Genomic DNA, 15,429 nt, shown 5'->3' with positions numbered 1-15,429 from the left:
GGTGGCAACGGCGGCACCCCGACCACCGGTGGCAACGGCGGCACCCCGACCACCGGTGGCAACGGCGGCACCCCGACCACCGGCGGCAACGGCGGCACGCCCACCACCGATGGCGGCACCAGCAACAGCGGTGGCTCGTCGACCACCACCGGCGGCAGCACCGGCGGCTCCACCGACGGTGGCGGCAACACCTGCACCGTCGACCTCGACGGCGCCGAGTGCGTCGACAACAACCCGGGCACCAACAACGCCGGCTCGCAGCCCGTCGAGCAGGGCAAGGCCAAGGAGGAGCTGGCCGAGACCGGCGCCGCCGAGACCTCGTTCCTGATCATCGGCGCCGCGACGATGATCGCCGGCGGCATCGGCTTCCGGATGCTCCCGCGCCTCGTCGGCGGCGGGCGCGCCGCCGTCTGAGCGGATCCGCCGTACGGTGAGGCCGTGAGGCCACACGCATGACGAAGAGGGCCGGGGGGCGAACCCCCGGCCCTCTCTCGTGTCCGGCTCGTATGCGGAGTACTACGCGGTCTGCAGCGCCGCGAGCAGCGCCGCCATCGCCACGAGGGCGATCACCAGTGCCAGCAGCATTCCGGGGGTCAGGCCCGTCGACGGGTCCATGCGCTCCCGGTTCGCGCGGCAGACGGGACAGCGGCCCTCCGCGACGGGGGCCGCGCAGTTGGCGCACACCAGTCGGTCGTAGGTCATGCGCTCTCCTCTCCCGCACAGGGATCCTCACCACGGTCAACGCAGAGCGGCACCCGTGCGTTCCCCCTACCACTGTGCCAGCTCCCGGGCGTTTCGGCGCGCCCCGTCGGATTACACCCGGATCGCCTGCGTTCCGCCCGGAGGGGCGAAAAGGATAAAGCACGCAAGCCGGGACCGCGACTGCGCAGGCCATCCCAGGTCGCGTAAGGTCGCGCACACCTACTCCCGGCCGACCGTGGTGCATCCGTGATCCGATTCGACAACGTCTCCAAGTCCTATCCGAAGCAGAACCGCCCCGCGCTCCGGGATGTATCCCTGGAGATCGAGAAGGGGGAGTTCGTCTTCCTCGTCGGTTCCTCCGGCTCCGGAAAGTCGACTTTCCTCCGGCTGATCCTGCGCGAGGAGCGCTGCAGCCACGGCCAGGTGCACGTCCTCGGCAAGGACCTCGCCCGGCTGTCCAACTGGAAGGTGCCCCACATGCGGCGCCAGCTCGGGACCGTCTTCCAGGACTTCCGGCTGCTGCCCAACAAGACCGTCGCCGAGAACGTCGCCTTCGCCCAGGAGGTCATCGGCAAGCCGCGCGGAGAGATCCGCAAGGCCGTGCCCCAGGTCCTCGACCTCGTCGGTCTGGGCGGCAAGGAGGACCGCATGCCGGGCGAGCTGTCCGGTGGTGAGCAGCAGCGCGTCGCCATCGCCCGGGCCTTCGTCAACCGGCCCATGCTGCTGATCGCCGACGAGCCCACCGGCAACCTCGACCCGCAGACCTCCGTCGGCATCATGAAGCTGCTCGACCGCATCAACAGGACAGGGACCACCGTCGTCATGGCGACCCACGACCAGAACATCGTCGACCAGATGCGCAAGCGCGTCATCGAGCTCGAAAAGGGCCGTCTCGTCCGCGACCAGGCGCGCGGCGTCTACGGATACCAGCACTGAGCAGGTAGGGGATAGAACACCATGCGCGCTCAGTTCGTGCTCTCCGAGATCGGTGTCGGTCTCCGGCGCAATCTCACGATGACCTTCGCCGTCATCGTCTCCGTGGCCCTCTCGCTCGCCCTCTTCGGCGGCGCGCTGCTCATGCGCGAGCAGGTCAGCACGATGAAGGACTACTGGTACGACAAGGTCAACGTCTCCATCTTCCTCTGCAACAAGAACGACGCGGCCACCTCTCCCAAGTGCGCCAAGGGCGCGGTGACCGCACAGCAGAAGGAGCAGATCGAGGCCGATCTGAAGAAGATGGACATCGTCGAGACCGTGCACCACGAGTCCACCGACGAGGCGTTCAAGCATTACAAGGAGCAGTACAGCGACACCGCCATCGCCTCCGTCATCACGCCGGACCAGATGCAGGAGTCGTTCCGGGTCAAGCTGGACGACCCGGAGAAGTACAAGGTCGTCGCCACCGCCTTCGCCGGGCGGGACGGCGTCGAGTCGGTGCAGGACCAACGGAACATCCTGCAGAACCTCTTCGACCTGATGAACGGCATGAACATCGCCGCCCTCGGCATCATGGGCCTCATGCTGGTCATCGCGCTGATGCTGATCGTCAACACCGTCCGCGTCTCGGCGTTCAGCCGCCGCCGTGAGACCGGCATCATGCGGCTGGTCGGCGCCTCCAGCTTCTACATCCAGATGCCGTTCATCATGGAGGCCGCCTTCGCCGGTCTCCTGGGCGGCGCCGTCGCCTGCATCATGCTGCTGGTCGGCCGGTACTTCCTCATCGACCACGGCATCGCCCTCGCCGACAAGATGCAGCTGGTCAACTTCATCGGCTGGGACGCGGTCCTCGCCAAGCTGCCGCTCGTCATCGCGATCGGCCTGCTGATGCCGGCCCTTGCCGCCTTCGTCGCGCTGCGCAAGTACCTCAAGGTGTGAGAAGAGCCGCCTGAGTGCTCCGGGCGCCGTACGGTCAACCACCGTACGGCGCCTTTCGCTTGTCCTAGAGTGGGCGACATGCCGGACGGCCCCGGGCTGCGTCCCGACCACTGTCTCCGGCCCCGCGGAGTGCTCCGTGGGGCCGTCCTGACGTTCGTCTTCGCCGGCGTGCTCGCCACCGCGGCCGTCACCGGGGCGCTGCCCCGGCAGGAGCCGGACACCGCGAGGACGGCGGGGGTCACGCCGTCACGGGCGACCGTGGACCGAGGAGCCCTCAACCGCGCCGCCGCCGAGGCGATGGCCGACGGCAAGTCCGGCAAGCAGGCCGCCGAGGAGTTCGTCAGCCGCAGCGGCGACCGCTGGGGCGCGGTGTACGGGGCCGCGGAGTACGAGGAGTTCGAGCAGGCCCTCGACGGCTCGTACACCGGCGTCGGCGTCTCCGCCCGGAAGGCGGGGGAGGGGCGGGTCGAGATCAGCCGCGTCCACCCCGGCGGGCCCGCCGCCCGGGCCGGGCTGAAGGCCGGCGACCGTCTCGTCACCGTCGACGGACGCCCCCTCGGCGCCCTCTCCGTCTCCGAGGTCGTCTCGCTCCTGCGCGGCGACGGCGTCCCCGGCTCGCCCGTCGCCCTCGGCGTCGAGCGGGGCCGCTCCGCCTGGACCGAGACACTCCGCAGGGCCCGGCTCGCCACCGAGGACGTCACCGTGCGCCGCCTCGACGACGGGACGGTGCTGATCAAGGTCTCCGCCTTCACCAAGGGCACGGGTGAGCGGGTGCGGGACGCGGTACGGCGCGCCCCGGCCGGCGCCGGAGTCCTGCTGGACCTGCGGGGCAACGCCGGCGGCCTGGTCGCCGAGGCCGCCGTCGCCGCCTCCGCCTTCCTCGACGGCGGGCTGGTCGCCACCTACGACGTCGACGGGGAGCAGCGGGCGGTGTACGCGCAGAACGGCGGGGACACCGCCCGGCCCGTGGTCGCGCTGATCGACGGCGGCACCATGAGCGCCGCCGAGCTGCTCACCGGGGCCCTGAAGGACCGCGGCCGGGCGGTCACGGTCGGCTCGCGCACCTTCGGCAAGGGCGCGGTGCAGATGCCGAGCACCCTGCCGGACGGGTCCGTCGCCGAGCTGACCGTCGGCCACTACCGCACCCCGGCCGGCCACGGCGTCGACGGCCGGGGCATCACCCCGGACCTGGCGGTCAGCGAGCGGGCCGAGGAGCGGGCCAGGACGGTATTGAGTGGCCTCGGAGGGGGGTCGTAGTGCGAAAATGGCCGCACTATGGCAAAGGGACTCGTGAACGTGCAGGGCAAGCCTGCCAAGAAGAAGGACGCCGACAAGGGTCCTGAGCGCAAGATCATCGCGCAGAACAAGAAGGCGCGGCACGACTACCACATCGTCGACACCTACGAGTGCGGTGTCGTGCTGATGGGCACCGAGGTGAAGTCGCTGCGGATGGGCCGGGCCTCGCTCGTCGACGGCTTCGTCCAGATCGACGGCCACGAGGCGTGGCTGCACAACATCCACGTGCCCGAGTACTTCCAGGGGAGCTGGACCAACCACGCGGCGAAGCGGAAGCGCAAGCTGCTGCTGCACCGCGAGGAGATCGACAAGCTGGAGTCGAAGTCGCAGGAGACGGGTCACACGATCGTGCCCCTCGCGCTGTACTTCCTCAACGGCCGGGTCAAGGTCGAGATCGCGCTGGCCAAGGGCAAGAAGGAGTACGACAAGCGGCAGACGCTCCGCGAGAAGCAGGACACGCGGGAGACGAACCGCGCGATCGCGGCGGCGAAGCGGCGCCAGCGGGCCGCCCAGGTCTGACCCGCTCCGGGCGCGCGGGAATACGCTGGCAGCGGCCCCCGTTGTTCACGTACGATGGGCCTCGCACCTCGAAGCGGGTGCGTCTTTGAAAAATCAACATGGGGATGATCGGTTTCGACAGCGGATGTCGAAGCAGGGGAAGCGTGTCGAGGAAGCGGCAATGATCTCGTAAACCATATGTCGCAACCAATAATCGCCAACTCCAAGAGCGATAACTCCCGCTTCGCCCTCGCTGCCTAATTTCAGGTAACGAGCAGAAGCCTCTGTGAGGAGCGTCAGCCCGGGGATGGTCCCGACCCGGATCCTGGCGTCATCAAGGGATCTAAACCTCTAGCCCCGGTCACGGGGGCCTGAGGGAAATCAAACAGTGACTGAGCCCGTCGGAGACTTGTCCGCGTGATCTCCGGGGCTGAGAAACTCCTAGCGGACTGCGCACGGAGAAGCCCTGATTCTGCACCGTTGGACGCGGGTTCGATTCCCGCCATCTCCACCGAGCGTCCGAGCGGTTCGCCCGCCCGGACACCTCATCCCATGTGGGCGAAGGCCCGGCAGTCGTCACGACGACCGCCGGGCCTTCGTCGTACCCACCCCGAGCAGCAGGGCCAGGACCAGCGCCAGGGCCGCCGCCGCCGTCGGGATCAGAAAGCCGTACGCCGTCGTCGGCGCGTGCTCGACGGTCCAGCCGCCGGCCGCCGAACCGGCCGCGATGCCGCCGAAGAGGGCGGTCACCGCCAGGGTCATCCCCTCGTTGAGCCGCCCGGCCGGGGTCAGCCGCTGGATGAGGCCCATCCCCGTCAGCATCGTCGGAGCGGTCGCCATCCCCGCCACGAGCAGACCGACCGCCAGGGCCGCGAGGGAGTCCGCCGCGGCGCCCACGAAGGGCAGCGCCATCAGGACGGTCAGCGCCGCGAGACAGGTCCGCAGGCCGGCCGAGCGCCCCGTGCGGCCGTAGACCAGGCCCGCCGCGCACGAGCCGGCGGCCTGGAGCGCCAGCACGGGCCCGGCCACGGGACCGCTCACATGCGCCAGCGTGACCACCTCCATCGCGCCGAAGACCGCGCCCGTCGCCAGGAAGACGCCGAGCAGCGGGGCCATTCCGGGCGCGCGCAGCGGGGAGCCGGAGCCGGCGGCGCGGGGCGTGACCGGGGGCTCGGTGGAGCGCTGGGCGGCGAAGACGAGGACACCGCTCAGCAGCAGGACCGCGCCGATCAGCGTCCCCGCCTCCGGGAAGAGACCCGCGCAGAGGAACGCGGCCAGGACCGGGCCCAGCATGAAGCACAGCTCGTCCACGGCCTGCTCGAAGGCGTTCGCCGTGTGCAGGGCCGCCGCGTCGCCCCGGAGGAGGTGCGCCCAGCGGGCCCGGGACATGCCTCCCGTGTTGGGGGTCGTGGCGGTCGCCGCGTACGCCGCGAAGAGGGTCCAGACCGGCGCCTGGTGACGTACGCACAGCACCAGCGCGAGCGAGCCCAGCGCGGCCAGCGCCGCCGCCGGGACGGCGATCCGGGCCTGGCCGTAGCGGTCCACGAGCCGGGCCGTCCACGGGCCGACCACGGCCGTGGTGGCCAGGCCCGTGGCGGTGACCGCGCCGGCGAGCGCGTACGAGCCGGACGACCCGGCGATCATGATCACCGCGCTGACGCCGAACATCCCCGTCGGCAGACGGGCGACCAGATTGGGGAGGGTGAAGGCGCGGGCGCCCGGGGTCGAGAAGAGGCGGAGGTAGGGGTTGGCGGGTCTGAAGGGGGTGCGCGGCTCGCGGTAGCGGGGGGCGAACGCGGGCCCGGACGGCGTGAGGGTGAGGTCGTGCGGCATGACGCAAGCCTCACGGCAGCGGCCCCGGGCGGTCCAACACCTGATCGCTGGCGATTGACGCATCCCTGTTGTTGAATGCGGGGTGGCTCCTTCCCCGGCTCGGCCCCCCGTCCCGTCGACGGCTCGGCCCCCCGTCCCCTCCCCGGCGTCGTCGTCCCCGGCCCCCTCGGGGTACGCGCACGACATCGAACCGCGGCTCCTGCGCGCCTTCACCGCCGTCGCCGACGAACTGCACTTCACCCGCGCCGCCGCCCGGCTCTACCTCGCCCAGCAGGCGCTCAGCCGCGACATCCGGCGGCTGGAACGGGAGCTGGGCGCCGAGCTGTTCGTGCGGACCACCCGGAAGGTCACGCTCACCCCCGACGGCGAGCGGCTCCTGCCGTACGCGCGGACGGTGCTGGCGGCCTGCGACGCGCTCACCGACGCCTTCCGGGCGGAGCCCCGGCCGCTGCTCGTCGACCTGAACGCCACGGACCTGTCGAACAGCCGCGTCCTGGAGCGGGCACGCGAACTCGCGCCGGATCAGGAGCTGATGGCCCGCTACGAAGGCGGCCTCGCCGGGGCCGCCGCGCAGATCCTCTCCGGGAGCCTGGACGTCTCCTTCGGCCGGTTCGGCGGCCTCGGACCCGCCGAGCGGGCGGGGCTCGCCTCGCACTTCGTACGGTACGAGGCGATGGCGGTGCTGCTGCCCGAGGACCACCGGCTCGCCCACCTGGGGGCCGTACCGCTGGCCGCGCTGGCGGGCGAGAACGTCTACGCCGCGGCGGGCAACGACCACACCCGGGAGTGGACCGACCTGGCCGCCCGCCTCTTCGAGGGCCGGGGCATCGCCGTGGCGCCCCGCGTGCCGAGGGCCGTGGGGAAGGAGGAGTTCCGCAGGATCATGGCCAAGCTCGGCGTCCCCGCCCTCGTGGGGGTCGACTTCCCGCCCCACCCGGGGAGCGTGGTGCGGCCCCTCGTCGATCCCGTGCCGCTGTCGCCGGTGAGCCTGGTGTGGCGCAAGGGCCTGCGGCATCCCGGCCTCGACGCATTGCGCACGGCGGCGGAGGAGATCGGCGCACGCGAGGGCTGGCTGGACCGGCCGGCCGGCTCCTGGCTCCCGGAGGGAGAACCGGGAGTCCCGGTGGCCTGAGGGCACGCGGGCCTTCGGACCGCGGGGCCGGGCGGAGGCCCGCGGCCCCGGCCGGTGACCGGGCGGCCGTACTCACATCCGCGTCCCGCACCGGGTGAGAGCAAGGTTCCGTACCCGTCACTTCCTGCCACCGGCCTGAAACGCGGCCTCCCTAACGTCTCCCGCAAGAGGTCCGGAGCACCTGGACACTCGGGACCCGACACCGTGGAGGTACCTGATGGGCGGCCGCTGGATCGAACGGTGGGAGCCGGAGGACGAGACCTTCTGGCGTGACCAAGGAGAGCGGATCGCCCGGCGCAATCTCGCCTACTCCGTCTTCTCCGAGCACATCGGCTTCTCGATCTGGAGCCTGTGGTCGGTCATGGTCCTCTTCATGGGGCCGCAGTACGGCATCGACCCGGCCGGCAAGTTCTTCCTGATCGCGACCGCCACCTTCGTCGGCGCGCTCATCCGCATCCCGTACACCTTCGCCGTCGCCCGCTTCGGCGGCCGGAACTGGACCGTCTTCAGCGCGCTGCTGCTCCTCCTGCCGACCGGCCTGGCGTACGCCGTGATGGAGCCGGGCACGTCGTACGGCACCTTCGTCCTGGTGGCGGCGCTCACCGGCGTCGGAGGAGGCAACTTCGCCTCCTCCATGACCAACATCAACGCCTTCTTCCCGCTGCGCAAGAAGGGCTGGGCGCTCGGGCTCAACGCGGGCGGCGGCAACATCGGCGTCCCCGTCGTCCAGCTCATCGGCCTGCTCGTCATCGGCACCGCCGGCGCCATGCACCCCCGGATCGTCCTCGGCGTCTACATCCCGCTCATCCTGGTCGCGGCGGTGTGCTCCGCGCTCTTCATGGACAATCTCGTACCGGTGAAGAACGACACCGGCGCCGTCAAGGAGGCCCTGACCGCCCGGCACACCTGGATCATGGCCTTCCTCTACATCGGCACCTTCGGCTCCTTCATCGGCTACAGCTTCGCCTTCGGCCTGGTCCTGCAGACCCAGTTCGGCCGGACCCCGCTCCAGGCCGCCTCGCTGACCTTCATCGGTCCGCTGCTCGGCTCGCTCATCCGGCCCATCGGCGGCTCCCTCGCCGACCGGCACGGCGGCGCCCGCATCACCCTGTGGAACTTCGTCGGCATGGCGGCCGCCACCTCCGTGGTGATCTACGCCTCGGTCATCGAGTCGCTCGCCGTCTTCCTCGTCGGCTTCATCGCCCTCTTCGTCCTCTCCGGACTCGGCAACGGCTCCACGTTCAAGATGATCCCCGCGATCTTCCTCGCCCAGGGGCACCGCAAGGGACTGGCAGGAGAGCAGGCCGAGGCCTACGGCCGCCGGCTCTCCGGGGCCGCCATGGGCCTGATCGGGGCCGTGGGCGCGCTCGGCGGACTCGGGATCAACCTCGCCTTCCGGCAGTCCTTCCAGACGACCGGCAGCGGCACCTGGGCCTTCGTCGCCTTCCTCGCCTTCTACGCCGCGGCCCTCGTCGTGACCTGGGCGGTATACCTTCGCCGTCGCGCCGACGTACCGGACACGGCGGAGGCGGCGGAGGAGGAGAAGCCGCGGCTCGGCTACGCCGAGGTGTGATCGGGAGTGGTCCGTAACGGCCAAGAAATACGGGCGAACCGAGTCTGTCACGCATCACCGTCAGGCTCGGTCGTCATGTACGAGCATGAGCAGGGTCCCCTCGCGGGGTTCACCGTCGGAGTCACGGCGGCGCGGCGCGCGGACGAGCTGAGCGCGCTCCTCCGCCGGCGTGGCGCCGCCGTCGTCCACGGTCCCGCACTGAGGATCGTGCCGCTCGCCGACGACACGGAACTCCTCGCCGCCACCAAGGAACTCATCGACCACGCGCCCGACATCGTCGTCGCCACGACGGCGATCGGCTTCCGCGGGTGGGTGGAGGCGGCGGACGGCTGGGGGTACGGCGAGGAGCTCCTCGACTGCCTGCGCGGCGTCGAGGTCCTGGCGCGCGGCCCCAAGGTCAAGGGCGCGGTGCGGGCGGCGGGCCTCACGGAGTCGTGGTCACCGTCGTCCGAGTCCATGGCCGAGGTCCTCGACCGGCTGCTCGACGAGGGCGTGGCCGGGCGGCGGATCGCGCTCCAACTGCACGGCGAGCCGCTGCCGGGCTTCGTCGAGGCGCTGACGGCGGGCGGCGCGGAGGTCGTCGGCGTCCCCGTCTACCGGTGGATGCCGCCGGAGGACCTCGGTCCGCTGGACCGGCTGCTGGACGGGGTGCTGAACGGCTCCCTGGACGCGGTGACCTTCACCAGCGCGCCGGCCGCCGCCTCGCTGCTCACGCGGGCGGAGGACCGGGGGGCGCTGCCGGAGTTCCTCGCGGCGCTGCGCGGCGACGTCCTCGCGGTGTGCGTGGGGCCGGTGACGGCCCTGCCGCTCCAGGCGCACGGCATCGGCACCCTCCAGCCCGAGCGCTTCCGGCTCGGGCCGCTGGTGCAGCTGCTCTGCCAGGAGCTGCCGTCCCGGGCGCGCGTCCTGCCGGTGGCCGGCCACCGCATCGAGATCCGCGGGCACGCGGTCCTCGTCGACGGCGGTCTGCGACCGGTCCCGCCCGCCGGGATGGCCCTGCTCGCCACCCTGGCCCGGCGCCCCGGGTGGGTCGTCTCCCGCGCCGACCTGCTGCGCGCCCTGCCGGGCGCCGGCCGCGACGAGCACGCGGTGGAAACGGCGATGGCCCGGCTGCGGACGGCCCTCGGCGCGCCGAAGCTGATCCAGACGGTGGTGAAGCGGGGCTACCGGCTGGCCCTCGACCCGGCGGCGGACGCGAAGTACGCGGACGGCTAGGGCGTGTTCCGAAAGGAGCGCCGTCCGCCCGGAGGGCGGGCCCCGTGGCGTCCGGTGCGTGCGACCGCACGGCGGAGGGTCGCCCTCGTACGGGACGTACATGGACGATCCCGACAACGCGGCGAGCGTGCGTGCCAGGCGTCGCGGGGCAGGCGGGACTCTCGCAACACGCCTTGGGGCGAGTCCGGCTCCGGGGTCCGCCCGGGCCCGCGGGCGCACCCGTCCACGCTCCGGGGGCGGCCGCCTGGCGCCCGGCCCGTGCGCGGTCCCGGAGTGCCCCGCCGCCCGGCCCGTGCGCGGTCCCGCTGACGCGGCCCCGCCGCCCCGGAGGCCCGCCCTGGCGCCCCCGCCGCCCCGGAGGCCCGCCCTGGCGCCCCCGGGCGTGACCCGCACGGAGCGGGTGTGTCCACGGAGCGGGGGTGCCTGACGAGCCCCGCCTACCAGGTGCAGTCGGAGCCGGCCCCGCTCGACGCCGAGGGCGACGGGCGAGCCGGAGACGCCGTGGGTCGGCCGCGCCCACGCCGGCCGTCGCGTTCCCCCCGGCCCCCGAACGTCCTGCCCGGCCCCCGCGCGGACGCCGAGACGTTTCCGGACACTCCCTAGCCAGACACCGTCCGGATGGGCACTCTGGTGAGGCGCGCACCCGACCGGCTCTCGAGCGCAAGGTGGTGACAGGGGCATGACCGTACGGTTCGACTCCGGGCGGATCTGCCTGGACCTGGCCGCCCAGCCGCTCGACCGCACCGAGACGCTCGACCGCTTCCTCCACGCCGCCGGGCTCGTCCCGGCCGCCACGCCGCTGCGCGCCCTGGACCCGCAGTGGCTGGACCCCTTCCGCGAACTGCGCGACTGCGTCGACGACCTGGTCCACGCCCAGCTCGAAGGGCGGCGCCCGGGGCCCGCCCTGGAGCGGCTCAACGCCCTCGCCGCCGACTCCGCGCCGCCCGCGCCCCGCGCCGTACGCACCGAGTCCGGCCTGCTCGTCCGCGCGTTGAGCCGCGAACCGGAGTGCCGGGGGCTGCTCGCCGCCGTCGCCCGCGACGCCGTGGACCTGCTCACCGATCCGGCCGCCCGCGCCCTGCTGCGCCAGTGCGAGCGCGACGACTGCCGCCGCTGCTACCTCGACACCTCCCGCGGGCACCGCCGCCGCTGGTGCTCCGGCGAACTGTGCGGCAATCGCGAACGGGTGGCCCGGCACCGGGCGGCCCGCGCCCACGCCAGGGAACTCGCTTCGCGCTGAACTCGGCCCCGTACGAAGGGGTTTCACGGCGGTCCCGGAAAAAGTTCGCTCCGCCTTGAGAAGAACCCGCTCCGCTTCCGTATCTCCCGACGACAACAAGGTCTCGACCGGGAGGTTCAGGTGCGCAAGGATGCGGCCGTGGCCGATGACCGTCCGCATCGGGCCCGGCATCGCAGCGAGGTGTCACGCCTTCGATCCCCCGTCCCCGACGAGGAGTTGATGCGTGCTCTCTACAGCGAACATGCCGGACCTTTGCTCGCCTTCGTACTGCGCCTCGTCGCCGGTGACCGCCAGCGCGCCGAGGACGTCGTACAGGAGACGCTCATCCGTGCCTGGAAGAACGCCGGTCAGCTCAACCGGGCGACCGGCTCCGTCCGACCTTGGCTGGTGACGGTCGCCCGGCGCATCGTCATCGACGGCCACCGAAGCCGGCAGGCCCGGCCGCAGGAGGTCGACCCGGCACCGCTCGAGGTCCTGCCCGCGGAGGACGAGATCGACAAGGCGCTGTGGCTGATGACGCTCTCTGACGCTCTCGAAGATTTGACCCCTGCCCACCGGGAAGTGTTGGTCGAGACCTATTTCAAGGGGCGTACGGTCAATGAGGCGGCCGAGACCCTGGGCATACCCGCGGGGACCGTCCGCTCCCGCGTGTTCTACGCACTGCGTTCGATGAAGCTCGCGCTGGAGGAGAGGGGGGTATCGGCATGACACCGCCGCATGACGCCGCGGGTGCGTACGTACTCGGCATCCTGGACGACGTCGACAGGGCCGCCTTCGAGGCGCACCTGGTGGAGTGCGACCTCTGCACCTCGCACGTGCAGGAGTTCGCCGGAATGGAGCCGATGCTGGCCATGCTGGCCGACACCGGCGCCCCCTCCGCCGCCCCGCCCGGCGCTTCGTACGCGGGGCCCTCCGGCCAGGACGCGTACGCCGGACCCGCCGGCTCCGACCCGTACGCGGACGAGGCCTTCGACGCCTTCGCGCCCCGCCCGCCCGCACCCCCCGGCCCGCGCGCCGTCCCGACCGTCCCCGTCAGCCTCGGCGCGACCCCGGACCCCCGGCTCCTGGACCGGCTCATGGACGAGGTGGGCGCCAAGCGGGCCCGCTCGCGCCGCCGCGCCTTCTTCCTCGTCGCGGCCGCCGCCGTCCTCGTCGTCGGAGGCCCGGCCGTCGCCGTGGTCGCCACCTCCGACGGCACGCGGGACAACAGGGCGGTCGAACCGCACCCCACCAGCCCCGCCGAGGACGCGTTCTTCCACCACATGGAGGAGAAGGTCCAGGCCACCGACCCGACCACCAAGGTCAGCGCCGCGGTCGGCCTGGAGAAGAAGGGCTGGGGCACCCACACCGTGCTGGAGCTCAAGAACGTCAAGGGGCCGCTGAAGTGCCGGCTCGTCGCCGTCTCCACCAGCGGTGAGGAGGAGATCGTCACCTCCTGGGCCGTGCCGACCTGGGGATACGGCATCCCCGGCGCCCCGACCGAGGCCGCGAGGAACCCGCTCTACGTCCACGGCGGAGCGGCCATGAACCGCGACGACATCGACCGCTTCGAGGTCCGGACCTTCGACGGCGAGCGCCTGGTGGAGGTGGACGCCTGACATTCGGCCCCCGAGTGGCATAAGCTCGACGGCTGTCCCACGGCGGGGACAGTGCACGTCAGAAGGGGGCCTCGGTGGCCGCGCAGGAAGCCGTCGGTGTGGTCGACACGGTCCGGGACCGCGAGATCGGCGTCGAGCAGCACCATCTGGACCAGGTCTACCGCCGCCTCGAGGAGAAGATCCACGAGGCGGAGTTCCTGATGAAGGACGCCGCCCAGCGCGGCCAGGTCGGCACGCCCGGCGCGCTGGCCGAGCGGGACGCCCAGGTCTTCCGGGCCGGCATCCACCTCAACCGGCTCAACAACGAGTTCGAGGACTTCCTCTTCGGCCGGATCGACCTGCTGTACGGCAAGGACGGCGTGAAGGGCCCGGACGGCGCGTACACCTCGGTCGAACCGGCCGACGACGCCGTCCGGCCCGACAACACCGCCGAGATCGGCGAGACGCTCCACATCGGCCGGATCGGCGTCCTCGACGCCGACTACGCGCCGCTGGTCATCGACTGGCGCGCGCCCGCCGCCGCCCCGTTCTACCGCTCCACCCCGGTCGAACCCGGCCGGGTGGTGCGGCGCCGGGTCATCCGCTCCAAGGGCCGCAAGGTCCTCGGCGTCGAGGACGACCTGATGCGCCCCGAGCTGAAGGCGACCCTCGACGGGCACGAACTCCCCGTGATCGGCGACGGCGCCCTGATGGCCGCGCTCGGCCAGGCCCGCAGCCACACCATGCGCGACATCGTCTCCAGCATCCAGGCCGAACAGGACCTGGTCATCCGCGCGCCCGCGGCCTCCGTGACGTACGTCGAGGGCGGCCCGGGCACCGGGAAGACGGCCGTCGCCCTGCACCGGGCCGCCTACCTGCTCTACCAGGACCGGCGGCGGTACGCGGGCGGCATCCTCATCGTCTCCCCGACCCCGCTGCTCGTCTCGTACACCGAGGGCGTGCTGCCCTCCCTCGGCGAGGAGGGCCAGGTCGCGATCCGCGCGCTCGGCTCGCTCGTCGACGGCGAGGAGGCCACCACCTACGACGAACCGGCCGTCGCCCGCGTCAAGGGCTCCTCCCGGATGCTCGCCGTCCTGCGCAAGGCGGCCCGCGGCGCCCTGGAGACGCCCGCGCCGAAGCCGGCGCCCGACGACTCCGGCCGGCTGCCGTTCGACGAGGAGGACGAGGACACCGCGCCCGTCCCCACCGCCACCCCCACCCGCCTGCGCGTCGTCGCCTTCGGCCGCCGCCTCGAACTCGAGGCCGACGAGCTCCAGCGGATCCGGCACAACGTCCTCGGCGGCACGGCGCCGGTCAACCTGCTGCGGCCCCGCGCCCGGCGGCTGCTGCTCGACGCGCTCTACGCCAAGTCCGGCGCCGTCGGCCGCCACAGCGACCCCGAGCTGGCGGCCGAGCTGCGCTCCTCCTTCGACGAGGACGTCTCCACCGAGGACTCCTTCCTCTCCTTCCTCGACGCCTGGTGGCCGGAGCTCACCCCCCGCCGGGTCCTCGACGCGATGGCCGACGAGAAGCGCCTGGGCCGCTGGGCCCGCCGGATCCTCAACCAGGGCGAGGTCCGGCGCGTGGCCCGCTCGCTGCGCCGCGACGGCCTGTCCGTGCACGACGTGGCCCTCCTCGACGAGCTGCACACCCTCCTCGGAGCCCCGGCCCGCCCCCGCAAGAAGCGGGAGTACGACCCGCTGGACCAGCTGACGGGCCTGGAGGAGCTGATGCCCGTGCGCGAGGAGACGCAGCGCGAGCGGGCCGAGCGGCTCGCGGCGGAGCGCACCGAGTACGCGCACGTCATCGTCGACGAGGCCCAGGACCTCACCCCGATGCAGTGGCGGATGGTCGGCCGGCGCGGCCGGCACGCCACCTGGACGGTCGTCGGCGACCCGGCGCAGTCGTCCTGGTCGACTCCGGACGAGGCCGCCGAGGCCCGGGACGAGGCGCTCGGCAGCCGGCCGCGCCGCCGCTTCGAGCTGACCGTGAACTACCGCAACCCCGCCGAGATCGCCGACCTGGCCGCGAAGGTCCTCGCACTCGCCATGCCCGGCAAGGAGTCGCCCCGCGCGGTCCGCTCCACCGGCGTGGAGCCGCGCTTCGTGGCCGTGCCCGAGGCCACGGGCGGCACGCCCGATCTGGCCGGGATCGTGCGGTCGGAGGCGAGCCGGCTCCTGGAGCGGGTGGACGGCACGGTCGGCGTCGTGGTCGCCATGAACCGGCGCGCCCAGGCGGCGCGCTGGCTGTCCGGTCTGGGTGACCGGGTGGTGGCGCTGGGCTCCCTGGAGGCCAAGGGGCTGGAGTACGACGCCACGGTGGTCGTCTCGCCCGCGGAGATCGCGGACGAGTCCCCGGCCGGGCTGCGCGTGCTCTACGTGGCGCTGACCAGGGCGACGCAGCAGCTGACGGTGGTCTCGGGCGCCCGGGACGTCCCGGACGCGGCGGGCGTTCCCGACCTGCTGAGGGACTGAGGGGGCGACGCGCG

At 72.5% G+C, this 15,429-nt stretch carries 14 protein-coding genes and 1 other RNA gene; 13 read left to right on the top strand and 2 right to left on the bottom strand.

Going from position 1 to position 15,429, the window contains the following annotated elements; all coding sequences use genetic code 11:
- A partial coding sequence (locus AB0K65_RS10575) for an LPXTG cell wall anchor domain-containing protein (RefSeq protein ID WP_365715395.1) occupies nt 1–414 on the top strand: 414 nt, incomplete at its 5' end.
- 102 nt (nt 415–516) lie between these two features.
- On the opposite strand, the gene AB0K65_RS10570 is transcribed toward AB0K65_RS10575, so the two are convergent.
- Nucleotides 517–702, bottom strand: coding sequence for a hypothetical protein (locus AB0K65_RS10570; RefSeq protein WP_365715394.1), 186 nt, complete (start codon nt 700–702; stop codon nt 517–519).
- A 246-nt stretch (nt 703–948) separates the two neighbouring features.
- On the opposite strand from AB0K65_RS10570, the gene ftsE reads away from it, so the two are divergent.
- From ftsE to ssrA, 5 genes are all read left to right on the top strand, one after another.
- Nucleotides 949–1,638 carry a cell division ATP-binding protein FtsE gene (gene ftsE, locus AB0K65_RS10565; protein WP_215071052.1) on the top strand — a complete coding sequence of 230 codons (690 nt, stop codon included), beginning with the start codon at nt 949–951 and terminating at the stop codon, nt 1,636–1,638.
- Between the two features lie 21 nt (nt 1,639–1,659).
- Entirely contained in the window at nt 1,660–2,577 is a 918-nt protein-coding gene (gene ftsX, locus AB0K65_RS10560) for a permease-like cell division protein FtsX (protein ID WP_365715392.1), read from the top strand.
- 78 nt (nt 2,578–2,655) lie between these two features.
- Nucleotides 2,656–3,834 (top strand): S41 family peptidase, encoded by a 1,179-nt coding sequence (locus AB0K65_RS10555; protein ID WP_365715391.1) that lies wholly within the window; start codon nt 2,656–2,658, stop codon nt 3,832–3,834.
- 18 nt (nt 3,835–3,852) lie between these two features.
- Nucleotides 3,853–4,392 carry an SsrA-binding protein SmpB gene (gene smpB / locus AB0K65_RS10550; RefSeq protein WP_365715390.1) on the top strand — a complete coding sequence of 180 codons (540 nt, stop codon included), beginning with the start codon at nt 3,853–3,855 and terminating at the stop codon, nt 4,390–4,392.
- A gap of 100 nt (nt 4,393–4,492) precedes the next feature.
- Nucleotides 4,493–4,885: a transfer-messenger RNA gene (gene ssrA, locus AB0K65_RS10545) on the top strand.
- Between the two features lie 62 nt (nt 4,886–4,947).
- Here the strand turns inward: ssrA and AB0K65_RS10540 are convergent.
- Nucleotides 4,948–6,204: an MFS transporter gene (locus AB0K65_RS10540; protein WP_365715389.1), complete on the bottom strand. Its 1,257-nt coding sequence runs from the start codon at nt 6,202–6,204 to the stop codon at nt 4,948–4,950.
- A gap of 184 nt (nt 6,205–6,388) precedes the next feature.
- Between AB0K65_RS10540 and AB0K65_RS10535 the strand changes: the two genes are divergently transcribed.
- The 7 genes from AB0K65_RS10535 to AB0K65_RS10505 all read left to right on the top strand — a co-directional run bounded on the left by AB0K65_RS10535 (nt 6,389) and on the right by AB0K65_RS10505 (nt 15,415).
- A complete protein-coding gene (locus AB0K65_RS10535) occupies nt 6,389–7,336 on the top strand; it encodes a LysR family transcriptional regulator (RefSeq protein WP_365715430.1) in 948 nt (315 codons plus the stop codon).
- 217 nt (nt 7,337–7,553) lie between these two features.
- Nucleotides 7,554–8,909, top strand: coding sequence for a nitrate/nitrite transporter (locus AB0K65_RS10530; RefSeq protein ID WP_365715388.1), 1,356 nt, complete (start codon nt 7,554–7,556; stop codon nt 8,907–8,909).
- Nucleotides 8,910–8,984: 75 nt separating this feature from the next.
- Nucleotides 8,985–10,124, top strand: a complete 1,140-nt coding sequence (locus tag AB0K65_RS10525; protein ID WP_365715387.1) for a uroporphyrinogen-III synthase — start codon at nt 8,985–8,987, stop codon at nt 10,122–10,124.
- 679 nt (nt 10,125–10,803) lie between these two features.
- Entirely contained in the window at nt 10,804–11,364 is a 561-nt protein-coding gene (locus tag AB0K65_RS10520; RefSeq protein ID WP_365715386.1) for an ABATE domain-containing protein, read from the top strand.
- A 120-nt stretch (nt 11,365–11,484) separates the two neighbouring features.
- Complete coding sequence (locus AB0K65_RS10515) at nt 11,485–12,072, top strand: sigma-70 family RNA polymerase sigma factor (protein ID WP_365715385.1); 588 nt, start codon at nt 11,485–11,487, stop codon at nt 12,070–12,072.
- Entirely contained in the window at nt 12,069–12,962 is an 894-nt protein-coding gene (locus AB0K65_RS10510) for a zf-HC2 domain-containing protein (protein WP_365715384.1), read from the top strand. Before AB0K65_RS10515 ends, AB0K65_RS10510 begins: the two co-directional genes overlap by 4 nt.
- Before the next feature lie 74 nt (nt 12,963–13,036).
- Nucleotides 13,037–15,415, top strand: a complete 2,379-nt coding sequence (locus tag AB0K65_RS10505; protein WP_365715383.1) for a UvrD-helicase domain-containing protein — start codon at nt 13,037–13,039, stop codon at nt 15,413–15,415.
- Nucleotides 15,416–15,429 lie beyond the last annotated feature (14 nt).

The sequence above is a fragment of the Streptomyces sp. NPDC053755 genome (assembly GCF_040677675.1).
In the GTDB taxonomy this organism is placed as follows: domain Bacteria; phylum Actinomycetota; class Actinomycetes; order Streptomycetales; family Streptomycetaceae; genus Streptomyces.
The sequence above is the reverse complement of the archived record's forward strand: the minus strand, read 5'-3'. Positions and strand labels throughout refer to the sequence as shown.

What these genes read in the sequence shown, in the direction of transcription:
- AB0K65_RS10570 (WP_365715394.1), bottom strand. Translation starts at nt 702, where the DNA reads ATGACCTACGACCGACTGGTGTGCGCCAACTGCGCGGCCCCCGTCGCG.
- ftsX (WP_365715392.1), top strand. Translation starts at nt 1,660, where the DNA reads ATGCGCGCTCAGTTCGTGCTCTCCGAGATCGGTGTCGGTCTCCGGCGC.
- AB0K65_RS10555 (WP_365715391.1), top strand. Translation starts at nt 2,656, where the DNA reads ATGCCGGACGGCCCCGGGCTGCGTCCCGACCACTGTCTCCGGCCCCGC.
- smpB (WP_365715390.1), top strand. Translation starts at nt 3,853, where the DNA reads ATGGCAAAGGGACTCGTGAACGTGCAGGGCAAGCCTGCCAAGAAGAAG.
- AB0K65_RS10540 (WP_365715389.1), bottom strand. Translation starts at nt 6,204, where the DNA reads ATGCCGCACGACCTCACCCTCACGCCGTCCGGGCCCGCGTTCGCCCCC.
- AB0K65_RS10530 (WP_365715388.1), top strand. Translation starts at nt 7,554, where the DNA reads ATGGGCGGCCGCTGGATCGAACGGTGGGAGCCGGAGGACGAGACCTTC.
- AB0K65_RS10525 (WP_365715387.1), top strand. Translation starts at nt 8,985, where the DNA reads ATGTACGAGCATGAGCAGGGTCCCCTCGCGGGGTTCACCGTCGGAGTC.
- AB0K65_RS10520 (WP_365715386.1), top strand. Translation starts at nt 10,804, where the DNA reads ATGACCGTACGGTTCGACTCCGGGCGGATCTGCCTGGACCTGGCCGCC.
- AB0K65_RS10510 (WP_365715384.1), top strand. Translation starts at nt 12,069, where the DNA reads ATGACACCGCCGCATGACGCCGCGGGTGCGTACGTACTCGGCATCCTG.